Annotated in this window: 16 protein-coding genes and 1 pseudogene; 13 read left to right on the top strand and 4 right to left on the bottom strand. The window is 59.3% G+C overall.

The annotated features are described in order from the left end of the window. Positions 1–30: 30 nt before the first annotated feature. Together KHU33_RS03215 and KHU33_RS03210 are read left to right on the top strand one after the other, a co-directional pair. Entirely contained in the window at positions 31–1,773 is a 1,743-nt protein-coding gene (locus KHU33_RS03215) for a serine/threonine protein kinase (RefSeq protein ID WP_211461131.1), read from the top strand. A 24-nt stretch (positions 1,774–1,797) separates the two neighbouring features. Then, positions 1,798–2,283, top strand: a complete 486-nt coding sequence (locus KHU33_RS03210) for a TssQ family T6SS-associated lipoprotein (RefSeq protein WP_211461069.1) — start codon at positions 1,798–1,800, stop codon at positions 2,281–2,283. Positions 2,284–2,300: 17 nt separating this feature from the next. On the opposite strand, the gene KHU33_RS03205 is transcribed toward KHU33_RS03210, so the two are convergent. Then, the gene (locus KHU33_RS03205; protein WP_211461068.1) at positions 2,301–3,218 is read right to left on the bottom strand and encodes a LysR family transcriptional regulator; all 918 of its coding nucleotides are present in this window, start codon (positions 3,216–3,218) and stop codon (positions 2,301–2,303) included. A gap of 138 nt (positions 3,219–3,356) precedes the next feature. Here KHU33_RS03205 and KHU33_RS03200 point away from each other — a divergent pair, with 138 nt between their 5' ends. From KHU33_RS03200 to KHU33_RS03185, 4 genes are all read left to right on the top strand, one after another. Continuing rightward, positions 3,357–4,652 carry an SGNH/GDSL hydrolase family protein gene (locus tag KHU33_RS03200; RefSeq protein ID WP_211461067.1) on the top strand — a complete coding sequence of 432 codons (1,296 nt, stop codon included), beginning with the start codon at positions 3,357–3,359 and terminating at the stop codon, positions 4,650–4,652. Between the two features lie 134 nt (positions 4,653–4,786). Beyond that, the gene (locus tag KHU33_RS03195) at positions 4,787–6,868 is read left to right on the top strand and encodes an NADPH-dependent 2,4-dienoyl-CoA reductase (RefSeq protein WP_211461066.1); all 2,082 of its coding nucleotides are present in this window, start codon (positions 4,787–4,789) and stop codon (positions 6,866–6,868) included. Between the two features lie 258 nt (positions 6,869–7,126). Then, on the top strand, positions 7,127–8,125 hold the full coding sequence (pip, locus tag KHU33_RS03190; RefSeq protein ID WP_230414024.1) for a prolyl aminopeptidase: 999 nt from the start codon (positions 7,127–7,129) through the stop codon (positions 8,123–8,125). A gap of 26 nt (positions 8,126–8,151) precedes the next feature. Next, positions 8,152–8,679, top strand: coding sequence for a BON domain-containing protein (locus KHU33_RS03185; protein ID WP_211461065.1), 528 nt, complete (start codon positions 8,152–8,154; stop codon positions 8,677–8,679). 6 nt (positions 8,680–8,685) lie between these two features. On the opposite strand, the gene KHU33_RS03180 is transcribed toward KHU33_RS03185, so the two are convergent. Beyond that, complete coding sequence (locus KHU33_RS03180) at positions 8,686–10,008, bottom strand: cytochrome-c peroxidase (protein WP_230414023.1); 1,323 nt, start codon at positions 10,006–10,008, stop codon at positions 8,686–8,688. A gap of 104 nt (positions 10,009–10,112) precedes the next feature. Then, positions 10,113–12,536, bottom strand: a complete 2,424-nt coding sequence (locus tag KHU33_RS03175; RefSeq protein WP_211461064.1) for an alkaline phosphatase family protein — start codon at positions 12,534–12,536, stop codon at positions 10,113–10,115. A gap of 239 nt (positions 12,537–12,775) precedes the next feature. On the opposite strand from KHU33_RS03175, the gene KHU33_RS03170 reads away from it, so the two are divergent. Both KHU33_RS03170 and KHU33_RS03165 read left to right on the top strand, forming a co-directional pair. Then, a complete protein-coding gene (locus KHU33_RS03170) occupies positions 12,776–13,246 on the top strand; it encodes a hypothetical protein (RefSeq protein ID WP_211461063.1) in 471 nt (156 codons plus the stop codon). 27 nt (positions 13,247–13,273) lie between these two features. Next, entirely contained in the window at positions 13,274–14,530 is a 1,257-nt protein-coding gene (locus KHU33_RS03165; RefSeq protein WP_211461062.1) for a glycosyltransferase family 9 protein, read from the top strand. A 71-nt stretch (positions 14,531–14,601) separates the two neighbouring features. On the opposite strand, the gene KHU33_RS03160 is transcribed toward KHU33_RS03165, so the two are convergent. Then, positions 14,602–15,426: an FkbM family methyltransferase gene (locus KHU33_RS03160; RefSeq protein ID WP_211461061.1), complete on the bottom strand. Its 825-nt coding sequence runs from the start codon at positions 15,424–15,426 to the stop codon at positions 14,602–14,604. 234 nt (positions 15,427–15,660) lie between these two features. Here KHU33_RS03160 and KHU33_RS03155 point away from each other — a divergent pair, with 234 nt between their 5' ends. The 5 genes and pseudogenes from KHU33_RS03155 to KHU33_RS03135 form a co-directional block, all read left to right on the top strand. Next, a complete protein-coding gene (locus KHU33_RS03155; protein ID WP_211461060.1) occupies positions 15,661–16,800 on the top strand; it encodes a branched-chain amino acid ABC transporter substrate-binding protein in 1,140 nt (379 codons plus the stop codon). Between the two features lie 18 nt (positions 16,801–16,818). Further along, positions 16,819–17,526, top strand: a complete 708-nt coding sequence (locus KHU33_RS03150) for a helix-turn-helix transcriptional regulator (protein ID WP_230414022.1) — start codon at positions 16,819–16,821, stop codon at positions 17,524–17,526. A gap of 93 nt (positions 17,527–17,619) precedes the next feature. Continuing rightward, entirely contained in the window at positions 17,620–18,252 is a 633-nt protein-coding gene (locus KHU33_RS03145; RefSeq protein WP_211461059.1) for a glutathione S-transferase family protein, read from the top strand. A gap of 25 nt (positions 18,253–18,277) precedes the next feature. Further along, positions 18,278–18,397, top strand: a pseudogene (locus tag KHU33_RS03140) (helix-turn-helix domain-containing protein); the annotation flags it as partial. 270 nt (positions 18,398–18,667) lie between these two features. Further along, the coding region (locus tag KHU33_RS03135) for an aspartate-alanine antiporter-like transporter (RefSeq protein WP_211461058.1) at positions 18,668–19,846 on the top strand (1,179 nt) is incomplete at its 3' end.

Raw genomic sequence — 19,846 nt, 5'->3', positions numbered from 1 at the left:
CAATATGACTAACGTCGAATCCAATTGAATATGCAAAACGCCAAGCCGATTGATCAGCACGAAATATCAGCAACGGCTGTCGAAAACTGCTTGCCCAAGGGTACCCGCCTGGCCGATTTTGAAATCATAGGCGTGATTGGCGAAGGCGGTGTTGGGATTGTCTACTTTGCTTTCGACAGATCGTTGCGGCGCATGGTGGCCATCAAGGAATACATGCCGGGTACGCTTGCCGGACGCGGGCCGGACAGGAAAGTAGCGGTGCGCTCGCAGCGGCACCAGGAGACCTTCAGCATAGGCCTCAAGAGTTTTATCAAGGAAGCGCGCCTGCTGGCGCAATTCGACCATCCGGCGCTGATCAAGGTGTACCGGTTCTGGGAACAAAACAATACCGCCTATATGGCGATGCGTTATTACGAGGGCCGCACGCTCAAAAGCGTGGTGCAGAACTCGCCGGCCCAGATTACCGAAGCCTGGCTGAAAAGCATGTTGAAGCCGATGCTGGAAGCGCTCGACGCCATGTACCGGGTGCAGATCCTGCATCGCGATATCTCGCCCGACAACATCATGATCCAGAAAAGCGGCGAAGCGGTATTGCTGGATTTCGGCGCAGCGCGTCAGATTATCGGCGACATGACCCATTCGCTGACGGTGATTCTGAAGCCCGGATATGCGCCCATCGAGCAGTACGCCGACGACGCCCAGATGAAGCAGGGGCCGTGGACCGATATCTATTCGCTGTCGGCGGTGATTTATTTCGCCGTCGTCAAGAGCGCACCGCCGACCTCGGTGGCGCGCATGATCAAGGATCCGATCGTCCCCTTGCAGGATGGCCAGCACAGTGGCTTCAGCAAGGAATTCCTGGCCGCCATCGACCAGGGGCTGGCGGTCAGGCCGGAAGACCGGCCGCAATCGATAGAAGAATTCCGCAAGTTGCTGGATCTGGAACTGTCGGTCCCGATGCCGATGCCGGACAATGATGTCGCGGCTCCCATCTCGTCCCACGCCGCCAGCGGCAAGCCGGGCGAAAGGCCGGGTGAAAAGCTGGCAGCTGCCGGCGGCAAGCGCGCAGGCAACAGGGCCGTCGCCCAGCCGGCCAGTTTTCTGGACAAACCGCTGCGTGCCCCGGGCTGGTCGATAGCCGCGGCGGCAGCAGTGCTGGCGCTCGGCGCCTATCTATGGCTCAAGCCGGCGCAGCAGCCGGCGGCTACAGCGACGGTGGTCTCTGTACACCCGCATACGGCGCCGGCTAAAGCGGCAGCTGCGGTGCTCGCGCCAACACCAGCACAGAAAGTTGCCTCTGCTGCAGCTGCGGCTTCGGCCGAGCAAATCCTTGATGAAGAAACCATCAGTTGGGAAACCCTGAAACAGCTGAACAACGTGACGCCGCAGCAGATCAGCGCTTTCTTGCAGAAATACCCGAATAGTCCCTATGCGGCAGCGGCGCAAGCCAGATTGGCGGAGCTGCAGAGCAAGGATGGCGGGAACAATGCAACGGCGGCAGCAACAGCCAAGCCGGCCGATATCAAGGACAAGGGCAGTGATGCAAAGGCAGTCGACCCGACCGGCGTCGTCTTGTTGACCATCAAGCCTTGGGGCAAGGTGCTGGTCGACGGCAGCATGAAGGGCGTCAGCCCGCCATTGAAAAAACTGGTTCTGGCGGAAGGCAAGCATCAGATCAAGGTGGTCAATCCGAGTTTTCCGGATCGCGTTTTTGAAATCGACGTCAACCAGAAAAAATCGCGTAATATCGACTACGATTTTTCATCCCACTAAATCCATTTCAGCCAAGAACGCGTTATGACCACCTCTTTTTACCGTACCGGCAGCGCTGCCATGCTGGCGGCAGCCGTCATGCTTGGCGGTTGCGAAAGTCCCGGCCCAGTACAAAAACAAAAGCCGGTAACCGCCGCTCCGGCGCCACGCGCGTCAAGCCCGGTTGCGGCAGCCGTCGCTGCTGAACCGGCGGCGGCGCCAGCCGCCTTGAACGATGGCATTTCCTTGTACAACAAGGGCAGTTACAGCGCGGCGATCAAGCGTCTCGCCAATGCCCCGGAAATCTGGTCGGCTGATATTTCGTTACAGACTGAAGCCTTGAAATACATGGCCTTCAGCTATTGCGTGACTTCGCGGAAGAAGCTGTGCAAACAGCAATTTGAAAAAGCCCTGAAGCTCGACGCCAACTTTGACCTGGCGCCTGGCGAAAAAGGCCATCCGCTGTGGGGACCGGTATTCGATCAGGCCAAGAAGGCGGCTGCGGCAACTACGGCAACCGCGAAAAAATAAGAACCCAAAATATTTTGTCAACGTCCAAAGCTTGGCGCGGCAAAACCCGGCAACTGTGGAAGCCGCTCCGTCATGAATTGCATGAAGATCGTGGCGCGCAAGGATTGATAGCGGCGCGAGGGATACAGCAGCGAGGCTTCTTGTCCGGGCGCGCTCCAGTCAGGAAGAATGCGCTGCAACTGGCCTGATTCAAGCAGATCGTGCACCAGCCAGGACGGGCATATGCCGAGGCCGGCGCCCATGACGAAACTCTCGCGTATCGCCAGTGAGCTGTTAACCTGATAACGGCTGCGGGTGGCAATTTCGACCGTGCCGCCGGGGCCGCTGAGCTGGCTCACTTCACCATTGGCCGGCCGTGCGAAACCGATATAGCGATGCTGTGCCAGATCTTCAGGACGCCGAATCTCCGGGTGGCGCGCCAGATAGGCGGGCGCCGCCACCAGATACCGTTGCGCATTGGCGATTTTGCGGGCGATCATATTCGGCGGCAGCGAGCCGGCAAGCCGCAGCGCCACGTCGACGCCATCTTCCACCAGATCGACAAAGCGGTCATTCAGGATCAGCTCCACCTCAATTTCCGGATATGACTCCAGGAACTCCAGCACCAGCGCGTTGAGCCGCAACTGGCCAAGTCCGAGCGGGGCATTGACGCGCAGCAGGCCGGTCGGTTTCTCGGTCAAGCCGCGCGCATCGCTGACTGCTTCGTTGAATTCTTCCAGCACCCGTTTGGCGCGTCCATAAAAGCGCTTGCCTTGTTCGGTGGCGGTCAGGCTGGTGGTGCTGCGTTCCAGCAAACGCACCCCGAGCCCCTGTTCCAGCGCGGCGATGGTTTTGCTGACGGTCGGTTGCGTGCTGTGCTGCTCGCGCGCTACCGCCGACAGGCTGCCAAGTTCAACCGCCCGCACGAAACTGCGCATTGCTTTGATGTGATCCATGTCATTCCATTTTGGAATAAGTGATAGTCAATTATGGCTTCTACCATGCCTATTGAGAAGGGTATATCTTGGTTGCATCGCTTACTTTTGTATCGCTTGCTTGCGCCACATTCTTGATCCAATAAAAGGAGTCACTTCATGCATTTCCCTGTGGGCTGTCCAAAAATCGCCGCGACGCTAAGCTTGCTGTCACTCTTGTTCGTACCAACCGTAGCAACGCAGGCGGCCGCCACCGACCTTGAGCATGCTGCGCCGAACTCTGCACAGCACTGGAGCGCCAGCTGGACTGCCGCACCGCAGCCGATTTGGGAGGCCGGTTTTGCCTTGCCGACCAATATCCCGGCCAGCTTGTCGAACCAGACGGTGCGCCAGATCGCCCGGCTCAGCGTCGGCGGCAAGCGCGCCAGGGTGGTGTTGTCCAACGAATACGGCACAACGCCGTTGACGATAGGCGCGGCGCATATCGCGTTGGCCGCCGGCGGTTCGGAAATCGTCGCCGCTTCGGATCGCAGCCTCACCTTCGGCGGCCGCAGCGAGGTAACGATTGCGCCGGGCGCACCGGCTGTCAGCGATCCGGTCGATCTGGCGCTGGCGCCGCTGGCACAGGTGGCGGTCAGTATCTTCTTGCCGCAAACGACCCCGCTCACCACCTTTCATTGGGACGGCAAGCAGACCGCTTACATCGCACCGGGCAACCTCGCGGCAGCGCCTCTGATCAAGACCGACACGACGCTGGAAGCACGTCTGTTTCTCAGCACGATCCTGGTCGACGCGCCACCTGCATCGCGAGTGGTGGCGGCCTTTGGCGATTCGATCACCGATGGCGCCGGTTCCACTTCGAACAGCAATCAGCGCTGGCCCGATCTGCTGGCGCAACGGCTGGTCAAACAACGGATCGCGGTGATCAACGCCGGCATTTCGGGGGCCAGGATGCTGAACGACAAAATGGGCGTCAACGCCATGGCGCGCTTTGACCGGGACGTGCTGAATCAAGCCAATGTGGATACAGTAATCGTGCTGATGGGGATCAACGACATCGGCTGGCCTGGCAGCAGCTTCATACCGGATGATCCGGCTTTGTCGGTGGATCGCCTGATCGCCGGATACCGGCAATTGATAGCGCGCGCCCGCTTGCGTCACGTGCGCATACTTGGCGCTACCTTGACCCCATTCGAGGGCGCACTGCAGGATACCGACCTGAAAAGCTACTATTCCGAGAGCAAGGAGCAGGCGCGGCAGGCGGTGAATCAATGGATACGCAGCAGCGGCGAATTTGATGCAGTGATCGATTTCGATGCCGCGGTGCGGGATCCGCAGCATCCACGGCGCTTCCTGCCGGCTTATGATTCCGGTGATCACTTGCATCCCGGCGACCGAGGTTACCGCGCCATGGCAGAGGCGATTGATCTGGCAACATTATTGGGGAAACGCTGATCGGCAAGGAGGGGGCCGAAATAGGCTAGTGCCTCTAATCGCCGCTAAAACAGGGCTGTTTCAGCGATCTGCCGCTGCTTTTCAGGTAGATTCCGGCCTGGTGTTGATAATTGCCACGACCTCCTGGAAAACCTATGTCCCATCCTGTCTACCCACATCTGCTCGCTCCGCTCGACCTTGGTTTCACCACCTTGAAAAACCGCGTGGTGATGGGTTCCATGCACACTGGCTTGGAGGATCGTTTCTTCCACTATGCCAAGCTGGCGGAATATTTCCGGGCGCGCGCCAAAGGCGGCGTCGGCCTGATCGTGACCGGCGGCATTTCACCCAGCAGGCAAGGCTGGCTGCTGCCGTTCGGCGGCACCATGAACAGCATCGGCGATATCCACAACCACAAGCGTTTGACCAGCGCCGTGCATGAGGAAGACGGCAAGATCGTGATGCAGATTCTGCATTCGGGACGCTACGGTTATCACCCGTTCGTGGTGTCGGCCTCGCCTATCAAATCGCCGATTTCTCCGTTCAAGCCGCGCGCATTGAGCGAGCGCGGCATCCAGTCCACTATCGCCGCCTACGTGCGCAGCGCCGTGCTGGCGCAGCGCGCCAACTACGACGGCGTGGAAATCATGGGCAGCGAAGGTTATCTGCTCAACCAGTTCCTGTCGCCGCGCACCAATCATCGCCAGGACCGCTGGGGCGGCAGCATCGAGAACCGGATGCGGTTGGCGCTGGAAATCGTGCGGCGCATGCGCGAAGCAGTCGGTGAGCGTTTTATCATCATGTACCGTTTGTCTTTGCTGGATCTGGTGGAAGGCGGCAATACCGGCGCAGAAGTGGTGGCGGTGGCGCAGGCGTTGGAACAAGCCGGCGTGACCCTGATCAATACCGGCGTCGGCTGGCATGAGGCGCGGGTGCCGACTATCGTCACCTCGGTGCCGCGCGGCGCATTCCGCGAAGCGACAGCGCGCCTCAAGCGCGCCATCAGGATTCCGGTGATCGCCTCCAACCGCATCAATACGCCGGAAGTGGCGGAACAGCTCCTGGCCGAGGGCGACGCCGACATGGTGTCGATGGCGCGGCCGTTCCTGGCCGATCCGGAATTCGTGTTAAAGGCCCAGCAGAATCGCGCCGATGAAATCAATACCTGCATCGCTTGCAATCAAGCTTGCCTCGACCATACTTTCAAGAACCAGCGCGCCAGTTGCCTGGTCAACCCGCAAGCCTGCCATGAAACCGAACTGGTTTATCGGCGCACCGTGCAAGCGCGGCGGGTGGCAGTGATCGGCGCCGGCCCGGCCGGTTTGTCGGCAGCCACCGTCGCCGCCGAACGCGGCCATCAAGTCACCTTGTTCGAAGCTGCTGAACAAATCGGCGGCCAGTTCAATATCGCCATGCGGATTCCCGGCAAGGAAGAATTCCGCGAAACCGTCCGCTATTTCAAGCACCGTCTGCAACGCACCGGGGTTGAAGTCAAACTCAATCAACGCGTTACCAGAGAACAGCTGGAAGCGCTCGGTTTCGACGACATCATCGTCGCCACCGGCGTTTCGCCGCGCAAGCTGCGCATTCCAGGCATCGAACATCCGATGGTGCTGTCCTATCTCGACGTGTTGCAAGGCAAGGCCGCGGTCGGTAAACGGGTAGCCGTGATCGGCGCCGGCGGCATCGGTTTCGATCTCTGTGAATTCTTGCTGCACGATCCGCAACTGCCGTTGCCGATATCGATAGCGCACTGGATGGATGAATGGGGTGTCGATCCGTTGGCTGCTGAGTCAGGCGGCTTGCGCCCGATGGAGCCGGCCACGCCGCTGCGCGAAATCCATCTATTGCAGCGCAAGCAAAGCAAAGTCGGCGCCGGCCTCGGCAAAACTTCGGGCTGGGTACATCGCAGCATGATGCAGCGTAACGGCGTGCAAATGCTGGCTGGCGTTGACTACCGACAGATCGACGATCAGGGTTTGCATATCAGCGTTGATGGCGAAAGCCGCTTGCTGGCGGTAGATAACGTGGTGATCTGCGCCGGCCAGGAATCACTGCACGAACTGGTTCCGGCTGCCGCCATTGCACCTGGCAAACCGGGCCAGCCGGTCAAGACACAAACATTGCAAAACAGTGGCGCTATGCGCTACCACCTGATCGGCGGCGCTTCGTTCGCCAGTGAACTGGATGCCAAGCGGGCGATACGCGAAGGTGCGGAGTTGGCGGCGAGGTTGTAGCAGTTTGCCGCGTTCAGGGGCGATCAAAAAGCGGGAGAGGGCTTACGCTAGTGATCGAAGGCAGCTTTACCGGCAATCCGCATTTCGCCGCTCGCCCTTGTCGGATGGGATCGCTACCGGAATGCCTGGCGCGAGTGCTGTGCGCAGACGCCAGGCGCCTGATACGGCGACATGCAGCACATGGCTGGACGGCAACGCCAGACTTGCTTATGATCATCGTTTCCCTAGCTTCATTTCTCTCCCAAAAGGAAACATGCCATGACCACCAGCCTACCCGCTGTGCAGCCTGCCGCGCCATCCCCCGTTGAAACCCCATTGCGCAGTCTGTATCCGCCGCTGGAACCGTTTAAATCCGGTTTGCTGGAAGTGGGCGACGGCCATAGTATTTATTGGGAATTGTGCGGCAATCCAAACGGCAAGCCTGCTGTTTTCCTGCATGGCGGCCCTGGCGGCGGCTGCAACGCTGACCATCGGCGCCTGTTCAATCCGGAAAAATATTGCGTCATGCTGTTCGATCAACGCGGTTGCGGGCGTTCGACACCGCACGCTAATCTGGAAGCCAACACCACCTGGCATCTGGTGGCCGATATCGAACGCTTGCGGACTTTGCTCGGCGTCGAAAAATGGCTGGTGTTCGGCGGCTCGTGGGGCAGCACTTTGGCCCTGGCTTATGCCGAGAAACATCCGCAACATGTCAGCGAACTGGTGTTGCGCGGCATATTTACCGGTACGCATACAGAAGTGCAGTGGTATTACCAGGACGGCGCATCGCGCCAGTTCCCGGACAAATGGGAAGATTTCCTGGCGCCGATTCCGCCGGCGGAGCGGCATGACATGGTGGCAGCCTACAGCCGCCGCCTGACCGGCACGGACGAAATCGCCAAGCTGGCAGCGGCAAAAGCATGGAGCGTGTGGGAAGGCAGCACCGTCAAGCTGATACCCGATCCGGCGCTGGCCGAGCATCACGACGAGCCGGAGTTCGCGATCGCCTTTGCCCGTATCGAAAATCACTATTTCACCCACGGCTGTTTTCTTGAAGACGGCCAGTTGCTGCGTGATGTAGAGCAGCTGCGGCACATTCCCGGCGTCATCGTGCAAGGGCGCTACGATGTCTGCTGCACGCCGAGCACCGCATGGGCCTTGCACAAAGCCTGGCCTGAAGCGGAACTGCACATGGTTGCGGACGCCGGGCACGCGTATAGCGAACCGGGCATCTTGCATCAGCTGATTCTGGCGACGGACAAGTTTGCCGCTTAGTTCACCTATGCATCAAGGGACCAGGCATGTCACTACCGCTTCGCTTGCAATACGGTTGGCCAGTGCGGCTGGCGGTAGCCGGCATGATGGTAACGATGGCGCCGGCTTCCGGTGAACCCTTGAAAAACTGGTTCAACGATCCTTTCATCCAGGTCCGTAGCGCCGTAGCGGATTGTCCGCCGCCGCTGGGGCCGCTGGTGAGCCAGGAAGAAGCCCGCAAGGAATCGCATTGGCGCACGGAGCGCGGCACCACTTGCTGGCTGGCCGGCAAGTGCGATAAACCTAACTCCTATCTCTACGATGCGCCGATTGCCCGATCGGTACAGGCGCATTTTGCCGCCGAGCCGGGATTCGCCCGCAACAGCAGCCTGTGGCTGACGTTTCAACGCCGCTTCGTCTGGGTCGAGGGTTGCAGCGCCGATTCGGCTATCGATGCGGCCGCGCTGGCGGCCTTTGTCCGTGCCGAACCGGATGTGGAACGAGTGATCGTTAACCTGCGTCGGCCAGGCGACAGCCAACCACCTTATCCGCTGGCGCCGGCGCCGCATCCCTGAACTCCGTCATTCGCTGCGGGCGGCGCCGGACTTGGCCGAATAACCGTCGTTGAGGGTTTTCAGGAAAGCGATCAGATCGCCGATTTCTTCCTCATTCAAGGCCGGTGCATCGCCTGCCTTGCGGTTAAAGGGGGCATCCAGGGTATCGACGTTGGCGCGATAACGCGGCGGCAGATCGTCGAACTTGATCACCTTGCCTTTCACCTTCGGGTACCACCTGGCGGGATCGGTATCGCGCGTGACATAAAACCGCATCATGTCTTGCAGCGTGTGGAAACGGCCGTTATGGAAGAACACTTCGCGGGTCGCCACATTGCGCAAGGTGGGCGATTTGAACATGCCGCAGAATTGCGCTTCCTGCGCCATGTCCTTGCGATCGGGGCCGCAGATGCCGAGATCGAAATACTTCGGATTACGGTTTGCCGCGATCTCCGGGTTGCGCGGCACGCCCAGCGCCTGGAAGCCGAAATCGGTGAACTGCGCCGGCCGTCCTCCCGGCCCCGGCGTATCGACGTGGCACTTGGCGCAGTTACCCTTGTTGGGATTATTGAACAGGCCGTAACCGCGCAATTCGGCGGCCGTGAAATCGGCGTTGCCAGACATCGCCGCATCGAATTTGCTGGTGTAGGGATGGAAGCTTGGGTCTTCGGTCTGGAACGCTTCCAGCGCCAGCGTCGCCTGTTGCAGTGCCGCCGCCGGATGATCGAAGATATCGGCGCCATAGACTTGCCGGAACTGTTCGACATAGGCGGCCTTTTGCAATTTGGCGACCACTGCAGCTGGATTCGGATTGGCCATTTCATTGACGTTAAGCAGCGGAATCAGCGCTTGCTCATGCAGCGAATCGACCGCCCCATCATGGGTAAAGCCGCCGGTAGGGCCTTCGTCTTCGGTCTCGTCCGGCCCTGGCACATAGTAGTGGCGGGTGAACTTGGGAGTGAAACCCAGATAGCGCAAGGACGGCACGGCACGCCTGCCTTGCCGTTGCATGTCGGCGCCGCCGAGTTGCACCGCCAAGCCGTTGGGCGGGCCGTAAGCATGATCAGGACTGTGGCAGGTAGCGCAAGACATCTTGCCGGAAGCCGACAACGAAGGATCGAAGAATAGTTGCCTACCCAAATTCGCCGCGACACTCAGCGTGGTTGGCGGCTCAGGGTAACGCACCCACATTTTCAAGGACGGTTTTGACGTCGCCGGCGCGGCAGCATCCGCATGCGCAGCCCGCGCCGGCGTTTCCGCGTCGTGACAGCCGCCCAGCAGCGCAGCCGCCAACAGCGCCGCACCGACATACCAGTGCCTACAAATCAGCCAACCATGATTGCTACTCAAAACTTTCAATCCATTTCAATAATTCAATTGGGGTCAGAATTCAATTGGGGTCAGAGTCAAATTGATTTGATCATTTATTTGACTCTGACCCCAATTGATGGGGTTTAGAAGTTGAACATCGCCATCAGGTCGCCGATGGCAGTGGTGTTTACCGGGCGGTACCGGTCGGCGGCGAAGCTGACCGGGTTGGGCAGGTTGTCGCGGCTGCGTGGCGAGAGCGGTGTCAGGCGCCAGTTGCGTTCGATGAATTTCAGCACCGACGAGTGATCGTAATAAGTGTGATCGATGAAGCCGGTGCGGGCGTAAGGCGATACCACCAGGAACGGGATGCGCGGGCCGTCGCCGAAGAAATCGACGTTCTGGATGTAGCCGGTATCGAAGTGGCCGCCGCCTTCATCGGTGGTGACCAGGATCGCGGTATGCGCCCAGAGTGTCGGATTGGCTTTGACCTTGGCGATCAGGTCTTGCAGGAACGCTTCGTAGCGGGCCGGTGCGGAATAACCGGGATGGCCGCTGTCGAGGTTTTTCGGCACCACGAACGATACCGCCGGCAAAGTGCCTTTGGCGACATCGTTATAGAAGGTGGTCAGGCCGGCCAGATTCGATTTCAGGTTGCTGTTCATGACATTGCTGGATGCTACCAGCGGGTCGCCGATGGCGTTGTACTGGGCCGCTTGGGCAATCGCCACCGGGAAACCGAGGGCGGCGGCGTCTGCCGTCACGTCGGCTAGGTCGCGGCCGCCGGTATACCATTTCCAGCCGACGTTTTTCTTGGCCAATCCTTCGGCGATGGTCGGTACGGTTTGCGGCGGGTAGTTGTAATTGTTGGGGCCGATCGGCTGCGGCGTGCCGTTCATGTCGTAGCCGGGATTGTAATTATTCACCAGGTAGTATTTGCCGGCGTCGCAATTGCTCTTGACCTTTTTACCGCTCAGGAAATTCAGGATGGCGCCGACGCCAGGCTGGCCGGCGTCGGAACAGTTGACGTAGGAGCCGCCCTGATAGCCGTCCTGGGTATAGAAATTCGGGGTTTGCGCCAGCGGATTCGGGTTCTCGATCTGGTTCGCCGGCGGGACGCCAACCGCGCCGCCGCTATTGAAGTACGGCAGATCGCCGGTGGCGATGGTGAAGAAGTTGGCGCCGGTGCCGCCCATGATGCCTTGGTGATAGTTATCGCTCAAGGCATATTGCTGCGCCAGCGATTTGAAGAACGGCGCATCGCCGCTGGCCATGTTGAGGAAACCCATCAGTTCGCCGCCCTGCCCTGGATTGCTAGGTGTGATGCCTTTGGTGTCGCCGCCCTGGCCGACGCTGTCCGCAACCCAGGTAAACAGATCCAGCTTGGCGTTATCGCCGCCGGTTTGCTGCCACATCTGGAAGAAACGGTGCACCGGATCGCCGGTCTGGGCGCTGCTGGCAGTGCCGTAAGGGACATATTTGGTGAGCTGGAACGGCCCGCTCGGCAGATTTCCGGGGAAGCGGGTATCCGGTACGCCGCCCGGGTCCTGGAAGGTCGGCGGCGTGAGTTCGCCAATCGCGGTTGGCTGCGGCAGCGTGGCGTAGGCGCCGGTACGGGCCGGGTTGATGGTGTAGGCAGTCTGGTTCGCGCCTTGGTTTTGCAGCGCCAGGCTGAAGTTCGGGCCGGGTGTGCCGTCGGCGTTGATGATGCCTTGCGACAGCAGATTCTTTACGGTCTGCCCTTGCGGCGGCTGATAAGCGCCAAATACCGCATCGAAGGTTTGGTTTTCGCCGACGATCACGATGACGTTCTGGATCGGGGTGGTGGTCGGGCCATTGTTCAGCGCCACTACCGACTGGATTGCGCTGGCCGGCAAAGCGCCGCTGATATTGCCGCTGGCCGGAATCGTCAGCAGCGCCCGGTTGGCGTCGGCGCCGACCGCGATCTGGCCGGTGTGCACGGTGAAGCGGGCCAGATCGAACAAATTGTCGAGCGGGTCGCTGGCGTTGGCCTGATATACCGTGCTGCCTATCGGATCGCCGGTTTCACTGGCAGGAACGCCAAGCGCGGTAAACAAAGGCTGCAGCGGCAAGGAGACATCGCCGACGGCCTGCGCTATGCTGGCGGCACTGATTTTGGCGGCGCTGATTTGTGTCGCGCTCGGGCTGCCGTCCGGGATCATGCCGAGTACGCGCTGGGTGATCAGCGAGGTCAGCGGATTCAGATTGGCGCGTACCGTGTTGGCCGCACCTGCAGTGGCCGAACTCGGATTGATGACGGAGGATAAGGTGGCGGCGCTGCCGTCGGCGTCGTTAAATGGCGCAGTCAGGATGAAGGGCGCGCTGCCTTTGAGCGCCAGGGTGAAGTTGCCGTTGGCGTCGGTCAGGGTGGTCTGCACGTTCTGGCCGCTGCTGTCGGTGATGGTGACGGTGACGCCAGCCAGGGCTTTACCGCTCGCGGCGACGCCGCTTACCGTGGCGCTGCCTGCGCCGGACGAATTGCCGCCGCCGCTGCAGCCGCTCAGATAGACTAGCGTTGCGCATGCCAGCGCCAGGGAACGAGGTTTCATGAAACTATCCTGTTGATATTGGTTGTTAGAGTCAGGGTTGTCAGCGTCAGGAAAACGAACATGCGCGACTGCTGCGGCCAGCATGTGTCTGAGCAGTCTTATATTGTCACAAGGGAATATGACTGCCTGATGTCAGGTGTTTTCAATTTGCTAAAAAACAACAAATTGTTTAGAGTGGGCGGCCTATTGCGCCGGGGGATTTAGTGTGTTGCGTTCGCAAAACAAAAGGTAGGTTATCTATGAAAATATCTCTGACGCCCTGGCTGTTTAGCGTTTTGCTGGCTTCCGATATGGGGTTGGCGGCCGAGATGCCGATGTCTATCGGCGACATGCTGGCCGACAAGGATGTGATGCAAGCCGCCAATGCCTGCCTGTTGAAACATCCGAAAGGCGGCAATGTTTTTGTCGAAAATGTCTACCCGATGAACCACGGCATGGTGGGCATCGTCACCGCTGATGCTTCAGGGCGCCGTTACGATTGCAACGCCGAGCTGGGAACCGGCAAAGTGCGCGGCAGCGAGCCGATTATCGAGCCGAAGGGGCCGCTGTTCGTGTCGGTCAGGCAGGTGCAAGCGCCGCCTCAAGGCGAGTGTTTCAGCAGCAACCCTTTGGTGATCGGCAAGCAGTTGCAAGGCTGGCTGCTGATACAGACCGGTAAATGCGGCGGCACTTCCTGGAACGGCATCGCCGCCAGCGTGAAAACCCCATAATTCTCTGAAGTGCTTTTTTCATCCGACATGACTAATCTTAATGAATTAATTGCAGCCTACGCCGCCTATCAAACTGATGGCAATGTGGGGACTGCGCTGCATCTTATCCGGCAATTACGCGGAGCCGGGAAGGTAGAGGATGCGATTGCCCTTGCCAATCAATGGGCCGCCAAAACGGCAACACCGATGGAGCGCGCTCAGCTTGGCGTCGACATGAGTTATCTCGGCATGTTCGCGCAAGCGGAAGTATTGTTGGAAGAGGCGGCGCCACAACTGGCGTCCAATCCTGACGCCAGTTACCAGGTAGAGCTGGAACTGTCGATAGTCAAATACTGCCAGGGCAAGTTCCACCAAGCCCATCTGCTGCAAAAATCGCTGCATGCGCCGGAGTGGTGCGAGGTGTGGACCCGCCTTGCCTCGCCGAATCAAGACAATAGCTGGTTTTTACCGTATCTGGACAAAGTGCTCCACAAGCAGCCGGTAGCCGGCAAGAGCATCCTGATATCCAGCGAAGGCGGCGCTGGCGACCTGCTGCAGCTATGCCGTTATGTGGAAAAATTGCGGCAAGAGGGGGCCGCCGCCATTTATTGCAGCGCGCCGCGCTCTCTTCATGGATTATTGAGAAATGCCGGTCTGGGCATCGTGGTTGCTGAGAACCCCGATGACATGATGCGCGACTGCGACCTCATCACCTGGCCTTTCGCCTTGTTTACCCGCTACCAGCAAAGCCCGTATTTCCCGCGTGCGGCCGACAGCTATTTGACGCTGGCGAGAGATTACGTACTGCCGGAATCGATTCAGGAAAAACTTCGGGTTGAGGCCGGCGGCCGGCAAAGAATAGGGCTGACCTGGCGCAGCAACAGCGGAGTGCGCCACGAACCGTTCCGCTCAATCGAACTGACCACCCTGCTGCCCTTGCTGGAAAATTCTTCCGCAGAATTCTTCTCGCTGCAAGTGGGCGAGTTGAGCGAACCGGAAAGAATGCTGATGGCGCATCATCGGATAGTCGATCTGGGAGCGCACTTGCGCTCGTTCGAGGACACTGCCCACGTGATGGAACGGCTGGACCTGGTGATTTCAATCGATTCGGCGCCGGCGCATCTGGCCGGCGCCCGCAACCGGCCGGTGTGGGTGTTGCTGGCGCAGGCAAGCGATTATCGCTGGTACGACAGCCAGCGCTATACACCCTGGTATTCGTCGATGCGCCTGTACCGCCAGACCAGGCTGGGCGATTGGCAGCCGGTGATTGCGGAAATGGCCGAAGCACTGACTCGCCAGGGCTGATTGAATGGAAAAAATGGTATGGCGAATGTCAGCGTTAAAGATCTGCTGTTTCAGGTTTCTTGAACGATGCCCTAATCCGCGTTCAAGAACACCACATTATCCTTCACGCTGATCTGATGGATAGTCGGATCGGTCGTATGCACCGCAATGATGTTTAGCCCAGCCGGAAAGACGCGATAGCCGAGTCCGGTGACGAAATTCTCAATTGCGGCGCGGTCGGATTTGAGGACTTCGACGATCATGATCGGATGCTGCTTGGACAGCACTGACCGGGCGCCGCGCAATACATCGATTTCCATTCCTTCGACGTCCAGTTTTACCAAGTCCAGACGTCCCATATTGAGGGAATCCAGGCTGACCAGGGGAACCGTGTTGCAAGCCGAGGCTTCGTAGGAAATCTGCTGTCCGATGAATTCGTTGCCATCGTTCTGACGCATTTCCAGACTGCCGAAACTCGCGGGCGTGAAATAGTCCGGCGCCGGCACCGTCAACTCACCGCATGTTTCGCCAAGAGCGGCAAGCCTGACACGGGCGTTCAAGCAATTATTCAAGGCTACATTGCCGGCTAAAGCGTAGTACACCGCCTCTTGCGCTTCAAAGCTCAGCACCCGGCCCCAACCGTGCATGTGCCGCGCCCATTCAATCGTATGCACGCCAATATTCGCACCGCCGTCTAGCGCAACGACGCCATCGCCGAAATGTTTGCGGCGACAGTTGAGCAACGCCAGGGCGAAACCGATTTCACTTTCATCGAAGCTTGATTTGCTTAGTATCTGGTAGCCGACTCCATAACCCTCAGTCGCGTTGATCATGTGATAATCGTTGCGGTTGACAATCATGCTCCCATGATTGGAGGCGGCTAGCACAAAAGCGATGGGGCGCGGTGGAAATGACATGATTGAAAATCCTTCAAGGGTTTGTCGGCAACCAGGCGGTCCGGATATAGCCGCGAACGAAATGCAGGAAAGGCGTGTAGTTGCGCGCTAGTTTCTCATAAATGGCGACGATATAAAAAATGCACATAAGCATGGATCAGTTTGGAAGAGGCTGGGATAATTGCGGTGCTTCAGAGAAACGGTAATCCCAACACGTTCGGTGGGCGTGATCAATTTGAATCCCGGAGAGAACAGATGCAGACTAATGCCAATACCATTTTGCCGGCCGTAGCGATCGCCTTGGCGCTGACCGGTACCGTGCAGGCCCAGGAACAAGTAGTGAAGATTGCCCACGTCGGCCCGATCACCGGCCCGGTTGCGCATGTCGGCAAGGATAACGAAAACGGCGCGCGCATGGCGATTGACGATTTGAACGCCAAGCATCTGGTCATCGCCGGCAAGAAAATCAAATTCGTCTTGCAGGCGGAAGACGACGCCAGCGATCCGAAACAGGCCACCAGCGTCGCCCAGAAACTGGTCGACGCCAAAGTGGCGGGAGTGGTGGGGCATCTGCAATCAGGCACCTCGATTCCCGCTTCGAAAATCTATTTCGACGCCGGCATCCCGCAAATCTCTCCTTCCGCGACCAGCGCCAAATACACCCAGCAGGGTTTCAACACCACCTTCCGCGTGGTCGCCAACGATTCCCAGCTCGGCGCTGCGATGGGGCGTTACGCGGCAAATACCTTGCACGCAAAAAAAATCGCGGTGATTGACGACCGCACCGCCTACGGCCAGGGACTGGCGGCGGAATTCCTCAAAGACGCCAAGGCTAACGGCGTCGAGATTGTCGCCACTCAGTACACCAACGACAGGGCCACCGATTTCAGCGCGATCCTGACCGCCGTCAAGGCCAAGCAGCCGGACCTGATTTTCTTCGGCGGCATCGACGCCAGCGCCGGCACCATGTTGCGCCAGATGCGCCAACTGGGCATCACCGCCAACTTCATGGGCGGCGATGCGATCTGCACCGGCGCCCTGCCGCGCCTGGCCGGCGAAGGCTTGATCGACGACAAGGTCTATTGCGCGGTGGCAGGCGGGGTTGAAGACCCCGCACCGTTTGAGGCTTTCAAGGCGGCTTACAAGAAAAAATACAATGCCGACATCGTCCAGTACGCGCCGTATACCTACGACGCCGTGATGATCATCGCCAAAGCCATGCAGCAGGCCAATTCGGCCGATCCGAAAAAATATCTGCCGGCGCTCAGCAAGATCCAGTACACCGGCGTCACCGGCAAGATCGCCTTTGACGATAAAGGCGATATCAAGAACGGTACGCTGTCGATCTACACCTTCAGGAATGGCCAGCAGACCTTGCTGACGTTGACTAAGTAGCTGGTCCTAAGGAGACGGATGTTGGCACAGGCAGCAAGCCGTACCGGACGATTATTCATGCTGATGGACGCCTTGCGCAGCCATCGGCGGCCGGTTACCGCTGCCTGGCTGGCAGAGGAAATGTCGGTTTCGGTACGCACCATTTACCGCGACATGCAAACCCTGACCGAGCTGGGTGCGCCGGTCGAGGGCGAAGCCGGCCTTGGCTACGTGTTGCGCTCCGGCTTTTTCCTGCCGCCTTTGATGTTCAACGAAGACGAACTGGAAGCGCTGGTGCTGGGCGCGCGCTGGGTGAAGCAGCAAGGAGACGATGGTTTGGCGCAAGCCGCCAAGAGCGCGCTGAGCAAGATTGCCGCCGCTGCGCCGGTCGACCTGCGCGACAGCATGGCGAATATGGGTTTGTGGGCCGCGAGCTACCAAGAGGAAGCGGTCAACAACAATACGCTAGGCCCGATCCGCGAGGCGATCCGGCGTCAGCACAAGGTCAGCATCAGCTATCGGGATGAAAGCGGCAACGCCAGCGAAAGGCTGATCTGGCCGATAGCGCTGGCGTTCTTCGAAGGCAAGCGCCTGGTCATCGCCTGGTGCGAGCTGCGCGGCGGATTCCGCCACTTCCGTAACGACAGGATCAGTGTATTGACGGTGACCAAGGTGCGCTATCCGCAGCAGCGCAACCTGCTGTTGCAGGCTTGGCGCCGTGAAAATCCATTTACGGAAAACCAGTAGGAATTACTTGTCGGAACGCTACTGACACAGACTGTCAGCAGCCGGGGACTAAGATGCTGACATCGCATTCACAAGCCCCGGGAGATCGTCATCATGCGCCTCTATCACCATCCAATTTCATCCAATGCGCGGCGTGCCGTCATGACTGCGCACCATCTCGGGCTGCCGCTTGAGCTGGTGTTGCTTGACCTCTCCAGCGCCGAGCAGCGCAAGCATTTGCTGGCGCTTAATCCGAACGAGAAAATCCCGGTGCTGGTGGATGGCGACTTCATCCTGTGGGAATCCTGCGCGATCATGCAATACCTGGCCGACAAGACGCCGGGCCAGACGATATACCCAACCGAGTTGCAGGCCAGGGCCGATGTCAATCGCTGGATGTTTTGGTCGGCCCAGCATTTTGCGCCGGCGATAGCCATTTTTTACTGGGAAAATTTCATCAAGGGTCTGATCGGCGCGGGCCGGCCAGACCCGGTCGAACTGCGGCGCGGACTCACCGATCTGGAGACGTTTGCCGGCGTGCTGGATGGCCATCTGGCGCAGCGGCCTTGGGTATCGGGAAGCGGCCTGACCCTGGCCGACCTGGCAATTGCCGCGCCCCTGATGGCGGCCGAGCCGGGCCGCGTGCCATTGCAGCAGTACGCCAACTTGCAAGCCTGGTTCAGCCGCGTGCAAGAGCTCGATGCGTGGCGCCAGACTGCGCTTGAAGAAGAACTTATGGTGGTTTGAAAACACTCAGGCCTGTTAGCAGCGGGAACACATTCAATCTGTACTGGCGCAACACCAAGGCAATGCCTCTTCGACTGCGCGCACCCTGAACATGCATCGCCGTACCTTGCAGCGGCGGCCGGCCAAGAAACCGGTTGCAAATTGATGTCTGCCGCATCTGCCTAGCCGCTCTTCCCGTTCCGACACCTGTTTCTCCGGCGTAACCAGCCAGGTTACGCCCGTGCTCCTCAGTTCGCCGTCCGGCGCGCTTTTCTCCCTGGTAAAACAATTGTTATTTCTTTTGAGAAATAACAATTCTGTTACTATGAAAATGCTTTTTGGCAACTTATCAGGCTTCCAACTTGCATCGAATACTCTGGCAATGACGTCAGTTTGTTGCGCAATCCGTATTTTTCATCGTGAAAGGATGTCCCTTATGGCATGGTTGCATGACTTATTCGAGAAGTCCCCAGAGATAGCGCTGTTTTTGTCGCTGGCGGTCGGCTATGGCGTCGGCAAGATCAAGTTCGGCAAGTTCCAGCTGGGCGGCGTCGCCGGCTCCTTGCTGGTGGCGGTGGTGGTCAGCCAGGTCGGGGTGCAGATCGATCCTGGCGTCAAGGCGGTGCTGTTTGCCCTCTTCATTTATGCCGTCGGTTACGAGAGCGGTCCGCAATTCTTCAATTCGCTGGGCAAGCAGTCGATCCGCGAAATCATCCTGGCAGCGATATTGGCGCTGACCGGCCTGGCGACAGTGGTGGTGATGGCCAAGCTGTTCGGTCTCGACAAGGGTCTGGCGGCAGGTATTGCCGCCGGCGGCCTGACGCAGTCGGCGATCATCGGCACTGCCGGCGACGCCATCACCAAGCTGGGGCTGGATGCGGCCGAGGTAGCGCGTTTGCAGGGTAACGTTGCGGTGGGCTATGCGGTGACTTATGTGTTCGGCTCTTTCGGCGCCATCATCGTCTGCGTGAATATCCTGCCGAAACTGATGGGCCGCACCATCCGCGAAGATGCGATCAAGGCCGAGACCGCGCTGCAGACCGGGGTCAAGGTGCTGGGGCCGGAACAGCACGCGGCGCTGCCGGAACTGGTCGGCCGGCTGTATGAAATCACCCACAGCAAGATCTCGGTCGACGAAGTGGAGACTCTGGACCCCGACACCGCCGTCACCATCGAAAGAGTCAAACGCGGCGGCCGGGTGATCGAGGTCAGTCCCCAATTGCTGCTGCTGCCGCATGACATCGTGCTAGTGGTGGGGCGGCGCGAAGCGGTGGTCAGCACTTCCGGTTTCCTGGGCAAGGAAGTGTATGCGATCGACGGCATGGAACTCACCATGCAGCATCGCGAAGTGGTGCTGACCAACAAGGAATTCCATAACAAAAGCGTGGCTGAAATCCGCACCCAGACCGCCGGCGGCGTGCGCCACGGCATTTACGTGGTGCAGATCAGCCGCATGGGACAGGTGCTGCCGATCCTGCCTGAAACCATCGTGCAACTGGGCGATGTGGTGTCTATCTACGGCGCCGAGCAAGACGTCAAGCGGGTCGCCGATGTCGTCGGCTATGTGATCGTGCCGAGCGCCAAGACCGACTTCGTCTATCTGGGCGCGGGTTTG

The organism is Collimonas silvisoli, from assembly GCF_018305005.1.
In the GTDB taxonomy this organism is placed as follows: Bacteria; Pseudomonadota; Gammaproteobacteria; order Burkholderiales; family Burkholderiaceae_D; genus Collimonas; species Collimonas silvisoli.
Note: the sequence above shows the minus strand (reverse complement) of the source record. Positions and strands in the feature narration are given on the sequence as shown.